This is a genomic window from Acinetobacter sp. YK3, from assembly GCF_001729365.1.
In the GTDB taxonomy this organism is placed as follows: Bacteria; Pseudomonadota; Gammaproteobacteria; order Pseudomonadales; family Moraxellaceae; genus Acinetobacter; species Acinetobacter vivianii.
On the sequence record NZ_LZPJ01000075.1, the window covers coordinates 1 to 15,732 of the forward strand.

A 15,732-nucleotide genomic window follows, 5' to 3' on the forward strand; every position below is an offset into this window, starting at 1 on the left:
ATAAAAACGATTGTGATTTAAAAATTAACTTTTAATTTAGATTTTGTGATTTTTTTCATTTGAATGAAGCGGGTTTTAATTTTTTTATATCCAGTCAATATGAAAACTTTTGAATATCAGTTTGTTATTTTTAATGGAAAAGAGAAGTGAGAGTAAAAGTTAAAAGCTAATGAATATGGTCGAAAGCTCGGATTGAAAAGTGATCGCAGTTTTAACGTTTAGATTATTTTTCCCAGTGTATCAATACTGACTAAATTACGAATTTATAAGCATGAAGTGATTGGGGAGGGGAATAAGTATAAAAAAACCTGCATGTGCAGGTTTTTTTATTACAGCATATAGATTATTTAGAAGTCATAAGATACAGATAACCAGTAGTTACGACCTGCCAGATAAGTACCAGACATCCCTGAACTAATTTGCATATAGTCATAATAAGAAGCGGGATTACCATTGGCATCAATATATGAGCCATTACTGGTGAAATCTTTGTCGAGCAGGTTGTTCACTGAACCATTGAAGCGTAATTGATCATTGACACTATAACTTGTACCCAGATTAAATAAGTTGTAACCCTTTAATTTATTGTTGGTTGCATTATAAATAATAGCGGCATCACCTGCGGTTTGCTCTGTATTGTAGCGCTTACGGTCTGACTTATATTCATGCTGTAACCATACATCAAAGGCATCATTGATGTGCCAGGTTGAAGTCATATTAAATGCATTCTTAGGAACATTGCTCAGATAAGAACCTTTGTTTTTACCTTTGGTAATTTCTGATTCCATATAGGTGTATGCAGCTTTAATGTCCCATTCAGGAATAATGCTGTACTTCAAGCTGAGTTCAACACCTTTGGTTTCAGCTTCATCTGCATTAATTTTTTGTGAAAAAGTATCCTGAGTGATATGTGATCCATAGCTCACACAACCTGGTTGATTTGGATTTTTTGCAGAGAAACAGTTTAGTAATTCAGGCCCATCAGTAATCAGGTTCTTAATCTTATTAAAGAATGCTGTCGTGGTCAGGTCTAAATTGCCATTGTTATAGTTGAAACCTAGCTCATAGTTAGTTGATTCTTCAGGTTTTAAGTTAGGAGAGCCAACATTAAATGTACCTCCCTGATTTCCTACACTAATAACACCATTGTGAAGGTCTTTTGCAGAAGGAGCCTTATAACCTGTACTGACACCACCTTTAAATGTAAGTTCGTCATTTGCATTCCAAACGAGGTAAGCGCGTGGGCTAAATTGACCACCGAAACCTGAGTGATCCTCATAACGACCACCGAACGTAAAGCCAAGTTTATCTAGGATACGCCATTCATCTTCTGCATAAACAGAGAATGAGTCTTTTTTGAATGTTGCACCAAGACCAGCAATATCATCAGCAATTTCAGCTTCTTTATATTCAGCACCGACAGTAAGTTTGTGATCTGCAATTGGTAAAATGACATGCGAATCAGCAACAAAATCAGTATTTTTTAAGGTACGGTCCTGACCTGCTGAAGCATTCCCTGGGAATGTATTTCTAGGAATTGTACGACCAATTGTTTCTGTTTTAGTCTGGCTGACATAAGAATTCCATTGACCAAAACTATAGTCACCATTATGACCGACAGCAATTTGGTCTCGTTTGAATTCTAGCTCGTCTTTGTAGCCATTAGCACGTTCTGGGGTATCCAGTGTACCTAAGCGGTTGTCATCATTTTTATAAGTTTGACTTGAGTGAAAACCATCAATCCAGAAGCTATTTTGATCATTTAACTTAAATGATAGTTTTCCACCAACATCATAAATATCTGCTTCACTTGGACGTGGATCACGACCTGAAGTACCTGGCACACGTTCTGACTTTTGGCGATCTAAATAAGAACCACGTAATTGTAGACCTAGCTTATCTTGAATAATTGGGCCGTTTACGACAACGCTGGTTTTCCATGAATCGGCTTCGCCGCCATGTTCCATCACATTGCCACTGACGGTGACATTACCATTCCATTCATTGCTAATTTTTTTGGTAATAATGTTAATTACACCACCCATCGCTTCTGAACCATAGCGTGTTGCCATTGGTCCACGAATCACTTCAATACGTTCGATTGAAGCTAGTGGAGGTAAAAAGCCATTTGCCGATTCGCCAAAACCATTTGGTGTCACATCAGAAGAGGTGGTTTGACGGCGACCATCAATCAGAATGAGGCTGTATTCATTGCCTAGGCCACGCATTTTAATATTTAAGCCTGAGGTTTTTCCAATACCATCACGGATATCGATGCCTGGCACGTCCGAAAGTAGATCAGCAATGCTGGTCGCATTTTTCTTTTCAATATCTTCTTTAGTCACAACGCTAATAGAAGCTGGTGCGTTTTTAATATCTTGTTCGAAGCCAGAAGCTGATACCACAATGGTTGCAAGCTGGTGTGTATTGGTGTTTTCAGATGTTGTTGTATCAGCAAAAGCCGAAGTGGTCATTGCCCCAAGTAATGCAAAAGAAAGCGGGGATAAATTAAATTTACTCATAACTAGAGTTCCAAAGCTGGACGAGAAAAATAGATAAAGTGCTCAAAATCAGTGCGAATTATAGTGATAATATTTATCATTAACAACAAAAAGTAACATTCAATTTAATATTCATTTAAGAAAACTATGATTTCGAACAAAATGAAAAATATATTTGCTTTTTTAGCTTCCGATTTTGTATATCCAGAAAGTTGTCATATAATGTGGCACTTTAAAAATTGTTATTACTAACTATATATCGAGGAAGCCATGCAAGTAACGACTGAAGCGGTTTCGGGCGTTGCCCGTCGTTTAAATGTTTCTGTACCGACGAGCCGTGTTAACGAGCAATTTGAAGCTCGCTTACAACGCACTGCCAAAACTGTGAAGATCAACGGCTTCCGTCCAGGTAAAGTGCCTTTGAATGTTGTACGCCGTGAATATGGTGCAGGCATTTATCAAGAAGTTGTGAATGACATCATTCGTGACACCGTATTTGAAGCAATTCAACAAGAAAAAATCAATGCAGTCGGTATGCCGAACATTGAGAAAGTTGAAAACAAAGATGATGCTTTAGTTTTTGAAGCAACTGTTGAAGTTTATCCAGAAGTTGAAGTGAAAGCTTTTGCTGACTTGGAAGTTGAACGTAAATCATCAGAAATCAACGATAAAGACGTTGATGTGATGATCGAAAACTTGCAAAAACAACGTCAAACTTGGGCTGTAACCAAAGGTATGGCGAAGAAAGACATGCAAGTGACTTTCGACTTCGAAGGTACTGTTGATGGTGAAAAGTTTGAAGGCGGCGCTGCTGAAGACTTTAAACTTGTACTTGGTTCAGGTCGTATGATCCCAGGTTTTGAAGACGGGATCGTTGGTATGAAAGCTGGCGAAGAGAAAGTTATCGATGTGACTTTCCCAGAAGATTACCAAGCTGAAAACTTGGCTGGTAAAGCTGCTCAATTCAAAATCACTGTGAAGCAAGTTGAAAAACCAAAACTTCCAGAAATCGATGCTGAATTCTTAAAAATCTTTGGTTTAACTGAAGAAGAAGGCTTAGACAAGTTAAAAGCTGACGTTCGTAAGAATATGGAACGTGAAGTTCGCAACGGTCTTCGTAACCAAGTTAAACAAGCTGCATTTGATGCGCTTGTTGCTGCTAATGAAATCGAAGTTCCAGCATCTATGGTTGCTCAGGAAATTGACCGTCAACGTCAACAAATGATCCAGCAATTCACTCAACAGTTTGGTGCTCAAGGTGCAGGCGCATTTGACAGCAGCATGCTTCCAGATGAATTGTTTAAAGAGCAAGCTGAAAAATCAGTTAAGCTTGGCGTATTGGTAAGCAAGGTATTAGCTGATGCTAAACTTGAAGTTGACCAATCACGTGTTGATGCTTACATCGATGACATGGCTTCTTCTTATGAAGATCCAACAGAAGTTGTTGAATACTTCAAAAATGACAAACAACAACGTGCTCAAATCGAAGCTGTTGTGTTAGAAGATCAAGTTGTTGATCACATCTTAGCTGCTGCTAAAGTAAAAGATGTTGCGATCAGCTACGAAGACTTATTGAAAGAACAACAAGCTCGTCGTGGCTAATCTTTCAAAAGTTGATTAAAGAAAAAGGCGCTTAATGCGCCTTTTTCTTTAGGATTAAGTTATATACATTGGGTAGATCGTTAAAAAATGAATTGTGCAGCTACGGCTTGAATTCTGTTCTATTATTTAGCATGTGAAATACGAGGGAGCAGGGCTTGTAGAATTCGAAAATTTCTATCCTTGAAAGTATTGATGCAAGTGCTTAAAACCCTATGTTATGAAAGTGTTAATTTCTCGAAAAATTACCAGATTTTAGTCTAAATAATCGAATATTTCAGATTGAACCTTTTGCAATTTCATCGATTATCCCTCATATTGTTGGCATAGATCGAGTCACAATAATTTAGGAATAAGTAAACGTATGTATGTTCCAACAATTGAAAATGCTTTAGTTCCTGTTGTCGTTGAACAATCATCTCGTGGTGAGCGTTCATTCGATATTTTTTCACGTCTATTACGTGAGCGTGTTATTTTCTTAACGGGTGAAGTTGAAGATAACATGGCGAACTTAATCGTTGCGCAGATGTTATTTCTTGAAGCAGAAAATCCAGAAAAAGACATCCATCTTTACATCAACTCACCAGGTGGCTCGGTAACTGCAGGTATGGCGATTTATGACACCATGCAGTTTATTAAACCTGATGTTGTAACTTATTGCATGGGACAAGCAGCATCAATGGGTGCATTCTTGTTGAATGCGGGTGCGAAAGGGAAACGTTACTGTCTTGAAAATGCACGTGTCATGATTCACCAGCCACTCGGTGGTTTCCGTGGTCAGGCATCTGATATCGAAATTCATGCGCGTGAAATTCTCTTTATTAAAGAGCGTTTAAACCGCTTGATGGCTGAACATAGTGGTCAGGATTATGAAACTGTTGCACGTGACACAGATCGTGACAATTTCATGACTGCACAAGCAGCCAAAGAATATGGTTTAGTAGATGAAGTGCTGAGCAAACGTCCCTGATTTTTAGGACCTAAGTTTAAGATTTAAGTTGTGGAGTAAATATGTCCGAACATCCTCAAGGACAAAAACATTGTTCATTTTGTGGTAAGACGCAATCTGAAGTTGGAAAATTGATTGCTGGTGAGGACGCATATATTTGTAATGAGTGTGTGGATGTCTGCTTGGACCTAGTACAAACTAGTCAACAAGTTGAAGCTGGCGATTGGGCAACTAAAGCTTTGCCGAAACCACACGAAATACGTGCTGCCTTAGATCAGTATGTCATTGGGCAAGATGTTGCAAAGAAAACCTTATCTGTTGCCGTCTACAACCACTATAAGCGTTTAAAAGTGGGTCAGTCGACTCATGGGCATCAAGACATTGAAATTGCGAAAAGTAATATTCTGCTGATCGGCCCTACTGGTTCGGGTAAAACATTACTGGCGCAAACCCTTGCACGTTTACTTGACGTACCGTTTGCGATGGCAGATGCAACCACCTTAACCGAAGCGGGTTATGTGGGTGAAGATGTTGAAAACATCGTGCAGAAGTTATTGCAAAAAGCGGATTACGATGTAGAAAAAGCACAGAAAGGCATTATCTATATTGATGAGATTGATAAGATTACGCGTAAATCTGAAAATCCTTCAATTACCCGTGATGTGTCTGGTGAAGGCGTACAACAAGCATTATTAAAAATGATTGAAGGTACGGTTGCTTCTATTCCTCCGCAAGGTGGTCGTAAGCATCCACAGCAAGAATTCATCCAGATTGATACTGCAAATATCCTGTTTATTTGTGGTGGTGCATTCTCTGGGCTGGAAAAAATCGTACAGCAACGTCAAGAGAAGGGCGGGATTGGTTTTACCGCTGATGTGAAGAATAAAGATGACAGTAAAAAAGTCTCTGAATTGTTCCGTCAGGTGGAAGCTACTGATCTGGTTAAATTCGGTTTGATTCCTGAATTTATTGGTCGTTTGCCAGTGATTGCAACTTTGGAAGAACTGGATGAAGAAGCATTGATGCAGATTCTGACAGAGCCTAAAAATGCATTGACGCGTCAATACCAGTACCTGTTCACGATGGAAGATGTCGATCTTGTTTTTGATGAGTCTGCATTACGTGCGGTAGCGAAAAAAGCGCTAGATCGTAATACAGGTGCACGTGGCCTGCGTTCAATTCTGGAAAATGTGTTGCTTGAAACCATGTATGACTTACCAAGTCGTACTGATGTAGGCACGGTTATTGTAGATGAAGCAGTCATTAATGGTACGGCGAAACCAACCTTTAAGCCAGAACGTCTACCACAGACAGGCACACCTGAACTGATTGAAAAGAAGGATTTGAAGGTAGTCGATTCTAAATCGGCTTAATTCTCGTCTATCTGAAAAAGCATGAAAGGCTTGGCTTTTCATGCTTTTTTTATTTGCAATTGGGCAACGAGGTGTTAATCTTAAAATTGAAAAAAATCCGCATAGTTTTGCGTTGTTAAAAATAAATTCAAGAAAACGCCTTGAGGGATGTCATGCGTTATTTAATATTGTCATTATGTTGTGCAGGGGTGCTCGCTGGCTGTCAAAGCCATAAAGCTGTTGAAGAAAAACCAACCGCACTGACAGCAACATTACCCCCTGTGGATACAGAAAAAGAACCGGGTTTATTTGATCAATATCATGTTGGCGGCTTTAGTGTGGGCGGCTGGGTCAATCAAAAATTAGGTCAGTATTTCGCACCAGTTAAACCGCAAAATGAACAAGCTGCGGTAGTTTATCTCTATCGTCCTGATACGCGTTGGAATCGTCAGGAAATTGCTGCGGCCAATTTATTCATTAACGGACACCGTATTCCAAGTCTATTGCATAATCACTATTACTGGCTTGAGCTACCCGCAGGCACCTATCGTCTTAGTGTGAGCCGACCATTGGCTGGACTACATTTCCAAAAGCCGAAATATCTGGATTTTACGGTAGATGCTGCTCAGACTTATTTCATCAAGTATGACGAAGAAAATAAGATTTCCCGCAGTGAGCATACGGGGCCATTTATGGTCATGCCAGATAAAGTGGCGCATCAGGAAATTGCCTTTACCCGTTTAAAATCATCCAGCTATAACTTTGTCGCGCAGGATGCATCAGGTAAAGTGCGTTCTAAACCGCAAGAGTTAAAACCAGCGAAGTATGATGCAAAGTCAGAGGTACATCTGGTCAAACCATTTAAACTTTGGAACCCTCTGACTTGGTAATCATGACAATAAATAGAGCCGTTTATTCTTCTTGAATCAGCGGTTTTATAATCGTAAGAAACTGCTCTTTAAGTTGTGAACTTTGTTCTGGATCACTTAAGGTTTTTTGACTGATATTATTCATGTATTGAAAAACGTGGGTGGTGATTTGCAATGTCTTTTGATTAATTGACTGGCCTTCAGGTGTCTTTAAAAATTTTAAATAGGCTTGGACTTCTTCTTCACTGAGTGCATCTGCGTAGATTTTTTCAATCGTTTGAATGGTTTCAGGTCGAGCAAACATTTTTGAGCTGGTTTCTTTTAATAATTGACTGAGTTCCAGCACCGCTAGATGTTCTTGTGTTGTGGTGAGTTCATCTTTGCCCAATACCCGTAATAGAATATTTTCAGCCTCAAGATCCAGTGTTGGCTGCATCTCATCAAGTGAAGTATTTAAGACATGTTCAAGGTCACTGAGCTTGATCAGTTCTTTGATTGATTTGCTTTGTGCAGGAGATGCAAAGGCATGCTGTATGTTGCCGAGTAAGCTCAGACCAAGCAGCATGCTGAGTAAATATTTATTCATTTGCATTTCCTTATTCTTCTCATCTTTATAATCTAGCAGAAGCTTTAGGCAAAAAAATAGCCGAATACGATGATTCGGCTATGATTATTGTATGAGTATTATTTATGACGCAGCGGCATCAACCACTGGAATCTTGCCAATTTTGGCTTGCCAGATTTTTGGTGCAGTGGCATGAATTGAAGTACCATTCACGTCAACCGCAACAGATACAGGCATATCTTCAACTACGAATTTGTAGATTGCTTCCATACCTAAATCAGCAAAGGCAACTACTTCAGCTTCACGTACCGCTTTAGATACAAGGTAAGCCGCGCCGCCTACAGCCATTAAGTAAGTTGCTTTGTTATCTTTGATTGCTTCAATTGCAGTTGGGCCACGATCCGCTTTACCGATCATGCCGAACAAGCCAGTTGCTTCTAGCACTTGACGGGTAAATTTATCCATACGAGTAGCCGTTGTCGGGCCAGCAGGACCAACCACTTCATCACCGACTGGATCAACTGGACCCACGTAGTAAATGAATTTACCTTTGAGATCGACTGGAAGTTCTTCGCCATTATTTAACATGTCGACCATGCGCTTATGTGCAGCATCACGACCTGTATAAATCGTACCGTTCAACAATAATGTGTCACCTGGTTTCCATGCATTCATTTCTTCTTGCGTAATGGTATCAAGGTTGACACGCTTCGATTGAGAAGAATCCCAAGTCACAGCAGGGTAGTCTTCAAGTTTTGGTGCTTGAATATGTGCAACACCTGAACCGTCTAACTGGAAGTGTGCATGACGAGTTGCAGCACAGTTTGGAATCATACCGACTGGTTTACCTGCTGCGTGGCATGGGTAATCCTTGATTTTAATATCAAGCACTGTGGTTAAACCACCAAGGCCTTGTGCACCAATACCCAATGCATTCACTTTCTCGAAGATCTCGATACGGAGTTCTTCCATTTTGCTTTGTGGGCCACGACGAAGTAATTCGTCCATGTTGATTTCTTCCATGAGTGCTTCTTTAGCAAGCATCATGGCTTTTTCAGCAGTACCACCGATACCAATACCGAGCATACCTGGTGGACACCAGCCTGCACCCATGGTTGGAACAGTTTTAAGTACCCAATCCACAATCGAATCTGATGGGTTTAACATCGCGAGTTTAGATTTATTTTCTGAACCGCCACCTTTTGCAGCCACAGTAATATCGACTTTATTACCAGGTACGAGTTTGTAGTGGATTACGGCAGGTGTATTGTCTTTGGTATTCTTACGACCAAAAGCTGGATCTGCTAAAACAGAAGCACGCAGTACGTTTGAGTTCTCTAGGTAACCTTGGCGTACACCTTCGTTGACTGCATCATCCAGACTCATGGTTAAATCAAATTTAACGTCTAAGCCAACTTCAAGGAAAACGTTAACAATCCCTGTATCCTGACAGATTGGTCGGTGACCTTCAGCACACATACGTGAGTTGATGAGGATCTGTGCAATAGCATCTTTTGCAGCTTTGTTTTCTTCACGGTCATACGCACGGCTCATCGCTTGGATGAAGTCTTGTGGATGATAGTAAGAAATAAACTGCAGGGCATCCTTGATTGATGTAATCAAGTCATCTTGTTTGATGATCGTTGTCATATCAAATTTCTCTTGAGCGGGCGATTAGCTGGCGGGCTAAATTATATGACAAAAAGGAATGATTGTGGGAGTTTTAGCTCAGATTTGGCGAAAGGTCTAAACAATGAGACTGATCATCAAGCACGCATCAGGATAAATTTTGTGTTTTAGTTTTTTCTGATTTGGGATGGCGAATAGCCAAACTGTTTCTTAAAGCGATGACTAAAATGGCTACTGGAGCTAAAACCATATTGAGCCGCAATGTCTGTCAAATTGGCTGTGGTGAGTTCGAGAGCCTGATGTGCCAGTTCAAGACGGCGCTGCATGACATACTGATGCGGTGGCATATGCATGGATTGTTTGAACATATGGGCAAAATGATACTCGCTGAGTTGCGCTTGCTGAGCCAGATCAGACAAGGTCAAACTCAAATGTAAATGTTGATCAATCCATTCTAATAACAGCTTAAGCACATAAGGGGAGAGTCCACCTTTAACTTCGGGTGCTTGCCATTGAGCATGGCTATAATTCTTGATGAGGTGATTGAGTAGCAGCGTGGTTGCGGTGCTCATCTGCAAGTGATTTTCGCGGTTTTGCCATGCACCATTGAGTAAAAAATGCCGATAGATCATGGAAATTTGTGCATCGCCTACAAAAATCTGCGGATTTAAAATGATCTGGCTAGGTTCACGATCCCAGACTTGTTCAGCCACCCGTTGCAAGTGCTGTTCAGTGTAGTACAGATGTACAAAGGTGAGTGGATCACGTAGATCCCAAGTCGATTCAAAATCCTGTGGCATTAGGCACATACGATCTGGCCCGCCACCATTGTGCCAGCCCTGTGGTGTCTTTTGGTAGCTTTCATAACCCCCTTGAATATACATACTCAAAGTGTGGTGATTACTACAGACACTGACACGATCCTGATTATTTTGCCACATGGCCAACTGCATACCCGAACCCAGTTCTACCGAGTCGAGCAATTGCGCTTTATATTGCTGTAATTGATCTAGAATCTGATATTTCATCTTCTATACGCAGGGCCAAATATGATCCAGTTTAGTGTAGAACTTTCAGCCAGTTTTGTCATCTGGTCAAAAAGCCTATAGAAAAACGCAACTCTATGATAATCACCGCAAGATTGTGCAAGAACTCAAGTCATCAAATCTCGCAAAATAGTATTCGTTGTGATTAAGTTTGGTTTAAAAGAGATGAATGCGCTGTTATATGCCTTGGTGGTGGTGATCTGGGGAACCACATGGATTGCGATTACGCTGCAACAACAAAGTGGGATTTCAGCCAATGTTGCGGTGTTCTGGCGTTTTTTTATCGCGGCACTGGTCTTGTTTGTTTTCGTTGCAATGAGCCGAAAGTTGCAAAAGCTGGCGCCAAAAGATCACTTATTCTGTATGTTACAGGCGTGCTGTATTTTTGGATTTAACTTCGTCTGTTTTTACTATGCGGTGCAATATATCAGCAGTGGTTTAGAAGCGGTCATTTTTTCTATGGCCGTGATTTTCAATACCATCAATGCCAGATTATTTTTCTCTCAGCAAGTATCTGCGCGGTTTTATCCTGCCGCTTTACTCGGTGTGTTGGGAATTGTTGCTTTATTCTGGCATGACGTGGTGGGCACCACTTTAAACAGTCATACTCTGCTGGGTATCGGACTGTGTATTTTAGGCACTTATGGCTTCTCTCTGGGGAATATGATCAGTGCTCGCCATCAGAAACATGGGCTGGATATTTTTACTACTAACGCTTATGGCATGTTGTACGGTTCATTATTGATGGCTGTGATCTCGTGGTTCAAGCAGGACAACTTTTTCCCGAGTATGCCATTCAGCGCCGTGAGTGCCTTGCTCTATCTGGCGATTTTTGGTTCGGTGATTGGATTTACTGCCTATTTCTTTCTAGTGGGGCGTATTGGGGCAGGGAAGGCGGCATATAGTACCTTGCTGTTCCCTTTGGTGGCGTTGGTGATCTCGACGATATGGGAAGGTTATCACTGGCAAATGAATGCGGTGATTGGGGTGATTTTAATTCTATGTGGCAATGCAATTTTCTTTGTGAAAGGGCCGCAGTTAAAAAGAATTGGGGTTTCAAAACAAGCCTGAGTATGAAATTTGATTTAGTTGGTATATGAAGCTGATATATTGAATAAAAAAATATGGAATATGCTTTATGAATAATCAATCAGTCACACAAATAATGATTGATTTGTTAGAAGAACATGGTGTTTCGGTTCAAACGTTTGATGACTGGATTGTACCTTATGGGCAACTCCCAGCGATGCGGGCCAATTGGTTAGAACATGAAACACATGGTCGTCTAGATGTTGAGGTGATGTTAGAGGATAAGAGAATCATCACTGAGAGTTTTGTGGGCATAGGGAGGGGAAATGAGGGGGTACTGAATGCGGTACAGAATTTTTCTGCTAATTCATTACATGTTTTTCTTGCTGCTTTCTGGAAGCAGAATGACCCCACTGAAGTCACTATAGAGCAATGGCAAATAGCAGGAAAAAAATATACAGCTTATATCGGTAATATTGGACAGCGTAGCGATCTTAATAATTCACCCGCACCACCTAGCGAATTCTTTTCTTCAATTGAACAGGCCATTCTAAAACACAAACCAGCTCATGATTTTGCGTGGTATAGAGTATTCTTCTGTGATTTTAAGGGTGAGCAAACGTTTGAAGCACTAGCTGAAAACCAAGACTGGGCAGATGGCTTAGATGCTTTAAAACGGTTATTCTGGGAACCAAGTTCTGGGTATTATAGTGTTCGTAATTTTATTATATTAAAACGCAAGAAAGATCGTGGTTGGGAACGGATTAGAAATTACTTTAAAAACTGATGTAGCAAAACCTGTTCTGCTACATCAGTTTTTTTATAGTTACATTGACTGAGCTGCCTGAATCGCGGTCAAGGCAATGGTAAACACAATATCATCCACCAACGCACCACGAGACAAGTCATTCACAGGCTTGTTTAAGCCTTGTAGCATTGGGCCAACGCTGACTACATTTGCCGCACGTTGCACTGCTTTATAAGTGGTGTTCCCTGTATTTAAATCTGGGAAGATAAAGACATTGGCACGACCAGCGACTTGAGAATCAGGCGCTTTCTGACGACCCACGCTTTCAACCGAAGCCGCATCGTATTGCAATGGCCCATCGATCAATAAATCTGGACGACGCTGTTGTGCGATTTTAGTTGCTTCAGCCACTTTCTCGACATCTGCACCTGTGCCTGACGTTCCTGTTGAATAGCTGATCATGGCAATACGCGGATCAAGACCAAAGGCTTTGGCTGAGTCGGCAGACTGAATCGCAATTTCAGCAAGCTGCTCGGTATTTGGATCAGGATTAATCGCGCAGTCGCCATACACATAGACCTCATCAGGCAACAACATGAAGAAGATCGATGACACCAGCGAATAGTTCGGTGCAGTTTTAATCAACTGAAATGCAGGGCGTACCGTATTGGCAGTGGTATGAATCGCGCCTGAAACGAGACCATCGACCTGATCCAGAGCCAGCATCATGGTGCCAAGTACCACAGTATCTTGCAGTTGTGCTTTGGCTTGTAAGGCATCGAGCTTGCCTTTACGCAGTTCAACCATTGGCTCAATGTATTGATCACGAATGCTATCTGGATCAATAATTTCTAAGTCATTTGGCAGTTGAATACCACGTGCCTTTGCTACTTCTGCCACTGATTCTGGTTTTGCCAATAAGACACATTGCGCAATACCACGCGTCTGACAAATCACTGCGGCCTGTACGGTACGTGGTTCATCACCTTCTGGTAATACGATTCGTTTTTTGGCTGAAATCGATTTTTGTACCAGTTCATAGCGGAAAGCTGAAGGTGACAGGCGAGGGTGCAGGTTATTCTGGGTATGTTGATCAAGCCAGTTATTATCAATATGGCTGGAAACAAATCGCGTCACTTGCTCGGCCCGCTCAGTATCATCAATTGGAATTTCATTACCAAAACGATGTAATAGTTGCGCCGTTTCCAACGTATCTAACGGCGTATGTAAGATGGGTAAACCTTGTTTAATCGCGCTTTGGCAAAATTCTAAAACGTTGTCCGCAGGCGCTGCCTGTTCGGTCAAGACCAGACCTGCCAACGGCGTGCCATTACTACTGGCAAGACTAGCAGCCAGAAGTGCATCAGTCCGTTGTGAGGCACTAATAATCAGTTCGCCTGCAACAAACTTATGTAGCTCGGATTCGATGTTCGAAGCAATTAAACTGGTATGTAAAATCCGGCGTTGTTTGGCTTCACCTTGATGCAACCAGGTTCCTTTAATGACTGGGGCAATATCCAGACTACGCGGCACACTCAGAATATTACTGAATGGCACCAGTCCAATAATCGGTAGGTCATTTGTGCCCATATAACGATTATAACGTTGCAGTTCCAGAGCAAAGGCTTCGATGTGCTGGTCTAGGCGTAAGCTTGGGTCGAGCGTCACCGGAATTTCTGCAGTACCCTCTGGAAGACCCTTGGTGCGCATGAATAGTACGCCTGTAGTACGTGCTGATGCTGCGCCGCCAAACTGACGTAAATGTGCATCGACTTTTTCAGCCGTTTTACGAGGATCTGCCAGATCAGCGGTACTGACCAGAACCACTTGAGCATCCAGTGCTTGAGCGAGTGCTGCATTGATTTCGCTGGCAAAATGATCTTGTCCATTCGGCACCAAGCCTTCAACAATGATCACATCATGATTAGCGGCAATCTGGCGATGGAGTGCCACCGCTTCTTCCAGTAATTCATCGGTTTCACCCAAGGCAATCAGTTGGGTCAGTTTTTCGTAGCTAATCGGTTCAACGGAAGGATGTTGAAATAGATGGTGGTAAAGGGTGGTAGTGCGATCGACAGGTGCATCTGCAATCTGAGAAAATGGTTTTAGGAAACCCGCATTGATCCCTTTACAGTCCAGCGCATAGATCATGCCTAGACAAGCAGATGTTAAACCAACACCTTCCCCCGTTGGGATGAGTAAAATTGTATTCATAATGACCTTATCACTATTTTATATTTTGAATAAATTAAGCAGTTGGCTCAATCACTTGACGGGTTTCTTTGGCAATACGGCCTTCTTCATCAGTTGGAATGACCCAGATTTGTGGACCCGTACCATTATCAATACGGCCTTCGCTACCGCGTGCTAAAGCATCATTTTTCTCTTTGCTAAATTGCAAACCAAAGTGAGATAAATAGCCCAACGTTTTTTCACGTACATAGGCTGAGTTTTCGCCAATACCACCTGTGAAGACTAAACCATCCAGACGTGGTAAACCACAACTTAAAGCGGATAAAGATTTGGCTAGACGATAGCAGAATACTTCAATCGCAAGCGTTGCATCTTCATGTCCATTTTCAGAGGCTTCCACCAAGGTGCGCATGTCATTGGATAAGCCAGACAAGCCCAGTAAGCCGCTTTCTTTATTGAGCATACTGTCAATTTTCTGGATATCCCAGCCGAGATTGCTGGCAAGGAAGAGGTGAAGACTTGGATCGACATCACCGCTACGGGTACCCATCACCACACCTTCTAGTGGTGTCATGCCCATTGAGGTATCGACACTATGACCATTCCATACGGCACAGGTTGAACTACCATTACCTAAATGGGCACTGAGCCAGCCACCTTGATTCTTGCTACCCGCCAGTTCGCTGGCACGTTCTGTCACGTAGGCATGGCTAGTGCCATGGAAACCATAACGACGCACTTGATGTTCGGTGTACAAATACTGTGGCAGTGCATAGCGATAAGCGTGTTCAGGCATGGTCTGATGGAACGCGGTATCAAAAACAGCAACCTGTGGCAGTTGCGGGAACAAGCGCATGGTGGCTTCAATCCCGATTAAATGTGCTGGATTATGTAAGGGTGCAAGAGGAGTCGCAGCTTCGATACGTTGTACCAGTTCAGGTGTTAACAATTCTGCTTTGGTGATATTGCCGCCGTGCACTACGCGGTGACCAATGGCTTGCGGGTTATAGTTGGCTAAACGTGCCAATAAGGTTTCCAGTGCTTTGGCATGATCTGCATAAGGAATTGAAAGTTCTAACGGTTCACCACCCAGTGTGACCCCTTTAATACGGGCATCTGCTGCGCCGAGATTTTCTGCCAAACCATAAATACGATCTTCACGGCGTTCCGAGATGAGCGCGTATTTGATTGATGATGAACCACAGTTAATTACTAATACAGATATAGCCACGTTTGAACACCTAACAGATTT

12 protein-coding genes are annotated in these 15,732 nt (G+C 41.8%); 6 read left to right on the top strand and 6 right to left on the bottom strand.

Going from position 1 to position 15,732, the window contains the following annotated elements:
* Positions 1–347: 347 nt before the first annotated feature.
* A complete protein-coding gene (locus A9Z07_RS06940; RefSeq protein WP_069577767.1) occupies positions 348–2,522 on the bottom strand; it encodes a TonB-dependent receptor domain-containing protein in 2,175 nt (724 codons plus the stop codon).
* Positions 2,523–2,771: 249 nt separating this feature from the next.
* On the opposite strand from A9Z07_RS06940, the gene tig reads away from it, so the two are divergent.
* From tig to A9Z07_RS06960, 4 genes are all read left to right on the top strand, one after another.
* Positions 2,772–4,103, top strand: a complete 1,332-nt coding sequence (gene tig, locus A9Z07_RS06945; RefSeq protein ID WP_004775791.1) for a trigger factor — start codon at positions 2,772–2,774, stop codon at positions 4,101–4,103.
* A gap of 361 nt (positions 4,104–4,464) precedes the next feature.
* Positions 4,465–5,070 (top strand): ATP-dependent Clp endopeptidase proteolytic subunit ClpP, encoded by a 606-nt coding sequence (gene clpP, locus A9Z07_RS06950; protein ID WP_004775790.1) that lies wholly within the window; start codon positions 4,465–4,467, stop codon positions 5,068–5,070.
* Positions 5,071–5,111: 41 nt separating this feature from the next.
* On the top strand, positions 5,112–6,422 hold the full coding sequence (gene clpX, locus A9Z07_RS06955) for an ATP-dependent Clp protease ATP-binding subunit ClpX (protein WP_004775788.1): 1,311 nt from the start codon (positions 5,112–5,114) through the stop codon (positions 6,420–6,422).
* A gap of 152 nt (positions 6,423–6,574) precedes the next feature.
* Complete coding sequence (locus A9Z07_RS06960) at positions 6,575–7,291, top strand: DUF2846 domain-containing protein (RefSeq protein ID WP_047430609.1); 717 nt, start codon at positions 6,575–6,577, stop codon at positions 7,289–7,291.
* A 22-nt stretch (positions 7,292–7,313) separates the two neighbouring features.
* Here A9Z07_RS06960 and A9Z07_RS06965 read toward each other — a convergent pair whose 3' ends face one another.
* The 3 genes from A9Z07_RS06965 to A9Z07_RS06975 form a co-directional block, all read right to left on the bottom strand.
* Entirely contained in the window at positions 7,314–7,856 is a 543-nt protein-coding gene (locus A9Z07_RS06965; protein ID WP_069577768.1) for a DUF2059 domain-containing protein, read from the bottom strand.
* A 102-nt stretch (positions 7,857–7,958) separates the two neighbouring features.
* Entirely contained in the window at positions 7,959–9,485 is a 1,527-nt protein-coding gene (locus A9Z07_RS06970) for a fumarate hydratase (protein WP_004775785.1), read from the bottom strand.
* Positions 9,486–9,631: 146 nt separating this feature from the next.
* The gene (locus tag A9Z07_RS06975) at positions 9,632–10,492 is read right to left on the bottom strand and encodes a helix-turn-helix transcriptional regulator (RefSeq protein ID WP_069577769.1); all 861 of its coding nucleotides are present in this window, start codon (positions 10,490–10,492) and stop codon (positions 9,632–9,634) included.
* 183 nt (positions 10,493–10,675) lie between these two features.
* On the opposite strand from A9Z07_RS06975, the gene A9Z07_RS06980 reads away from it, so the two are divergent.
* Positions 10,676–11,581, top strand: a complete 906-nt coding sequence (locus tag A9Z07_RS06980; RefSeq protein WP_069577770.1) for a DMT family transporter — start codon at positions 10,676–10,678, stop codon at positions 11,579–11,581.
* A gap of 67 nt (positions 11,582–11,648) precedes the next feature.
* Positions 11,649–12,326, top strand: coding sequence for a DUF6348 family protein (locus tag A9Z07_RS06985; protein WP_069577771.1), 678 nt, complete (start codon positions 11,649–11,651; stop codon positions 12,324–12,326).
* Positions 12,327–12,365: 39 nt separating this feature from the next.
* On the opposite strand, the gene pta is transcribed toward A9Z07_RS06985, so the two are convergent.
* Positions 12,366–14,501 carry a phosphate acetyltransferase gene (gene pta, locus A9Z07_RS06990; protein ID WP_069577772.1) on the bottom strand — a complete coding sequence of 712 codons (2,136 nt, stop codon included), beginning with the start codon at positions 14,499–14,501 and terminating at the stop codon, positions 12,366–12,368.
* A gap of 34 nt (positions 14,502–14,535) precedes the next feature.
* On the bottom strand, positions 14,536–15,711 hold the full coding sequence (locus A9Z07_RS06995) for an acetate/propionate family kinase (RefSeq protein WP_069577773.1): 1,176 nt from the start codon (positions 15,709–15,711) through the stop codon (positions 14,536–14,538).
* Between the last annotated feature and the right edge of the window lie 21 nt (positions 15,712–15,732).

Coding starts and splice junctions, on each gene's coding strand:
- A9Z07_RS06940 (WP_069577767.1), bottom strand. CDS start 2,522: ATGAGTAAATTTAATTTATCCCCGCTTTCTTTTGCATTACTTGGGGCA.
- tig (WP_004775791.1), top strand. CDS start 2,772: ATGCAAGTAACGACTGAAGCGGTTTCGGGCGTTGCCCGTCGTTTAAAT.
- clpP (WP_004775790.1), top strand. CDS start 4,465: ATGTATGTTCCAACAATTGAAAATGCTTTAGTTCCTGTTGTCGTTGAA.
- clpX (WP_004775788.1), top strand. CDS start 5,112: ATGTCCGAACATCCTCAAGGACAAAAACATTGTTCATTTTGTGGTAAG.
- A9Z07_RS06960 (WP_047430609.1), top strand. CDS start 6,575: ATGCGTTATTTAATATTGTCATTATGTTGTGCAGGGGTGCTCGCTGGC.
- A9Z07_RS06965 (WP_069577768.1), bottom strand. CDS start 7,856: ATGAATAAATATTTACTCAGCATGCTGCTTGGTCTGAGCTTACTCGGC.
- A9Z07_RS06970 (WP_004775785.1), bottom strand. CDS start 9,485: ATGACAACGATCATCAAACAAGATGACTTGATTACATCAATCAAGGAT.
- A9Z07_RS06975 (WP_069577769.1), bottom strand. CDS start 10,492: ATGAAATATCAGATTCTAGATCAATTACAGCAATATAAAGCGCAATTG.
- A9Z07_RS06980 (WP_069577770.1), top strand. CDS start 10,676: ATGAATGCGCTGTTATATGCCTTGGTGGTGGTGATCTGGGGAACCACA.
- A9Z07_RS06985 (WP_069577771.1), top strand. CDS start 11,649: ATGAATAATCAATCAGTCACACAAATAATGATTGATTTGTTAGAAGAA.
- pta (WP_069577772.1), bottom strand. CDS start 14,501: ATGAATACAATTTTACTCATCCCAACGGGGGAAGGTGTTGGTTTAACA.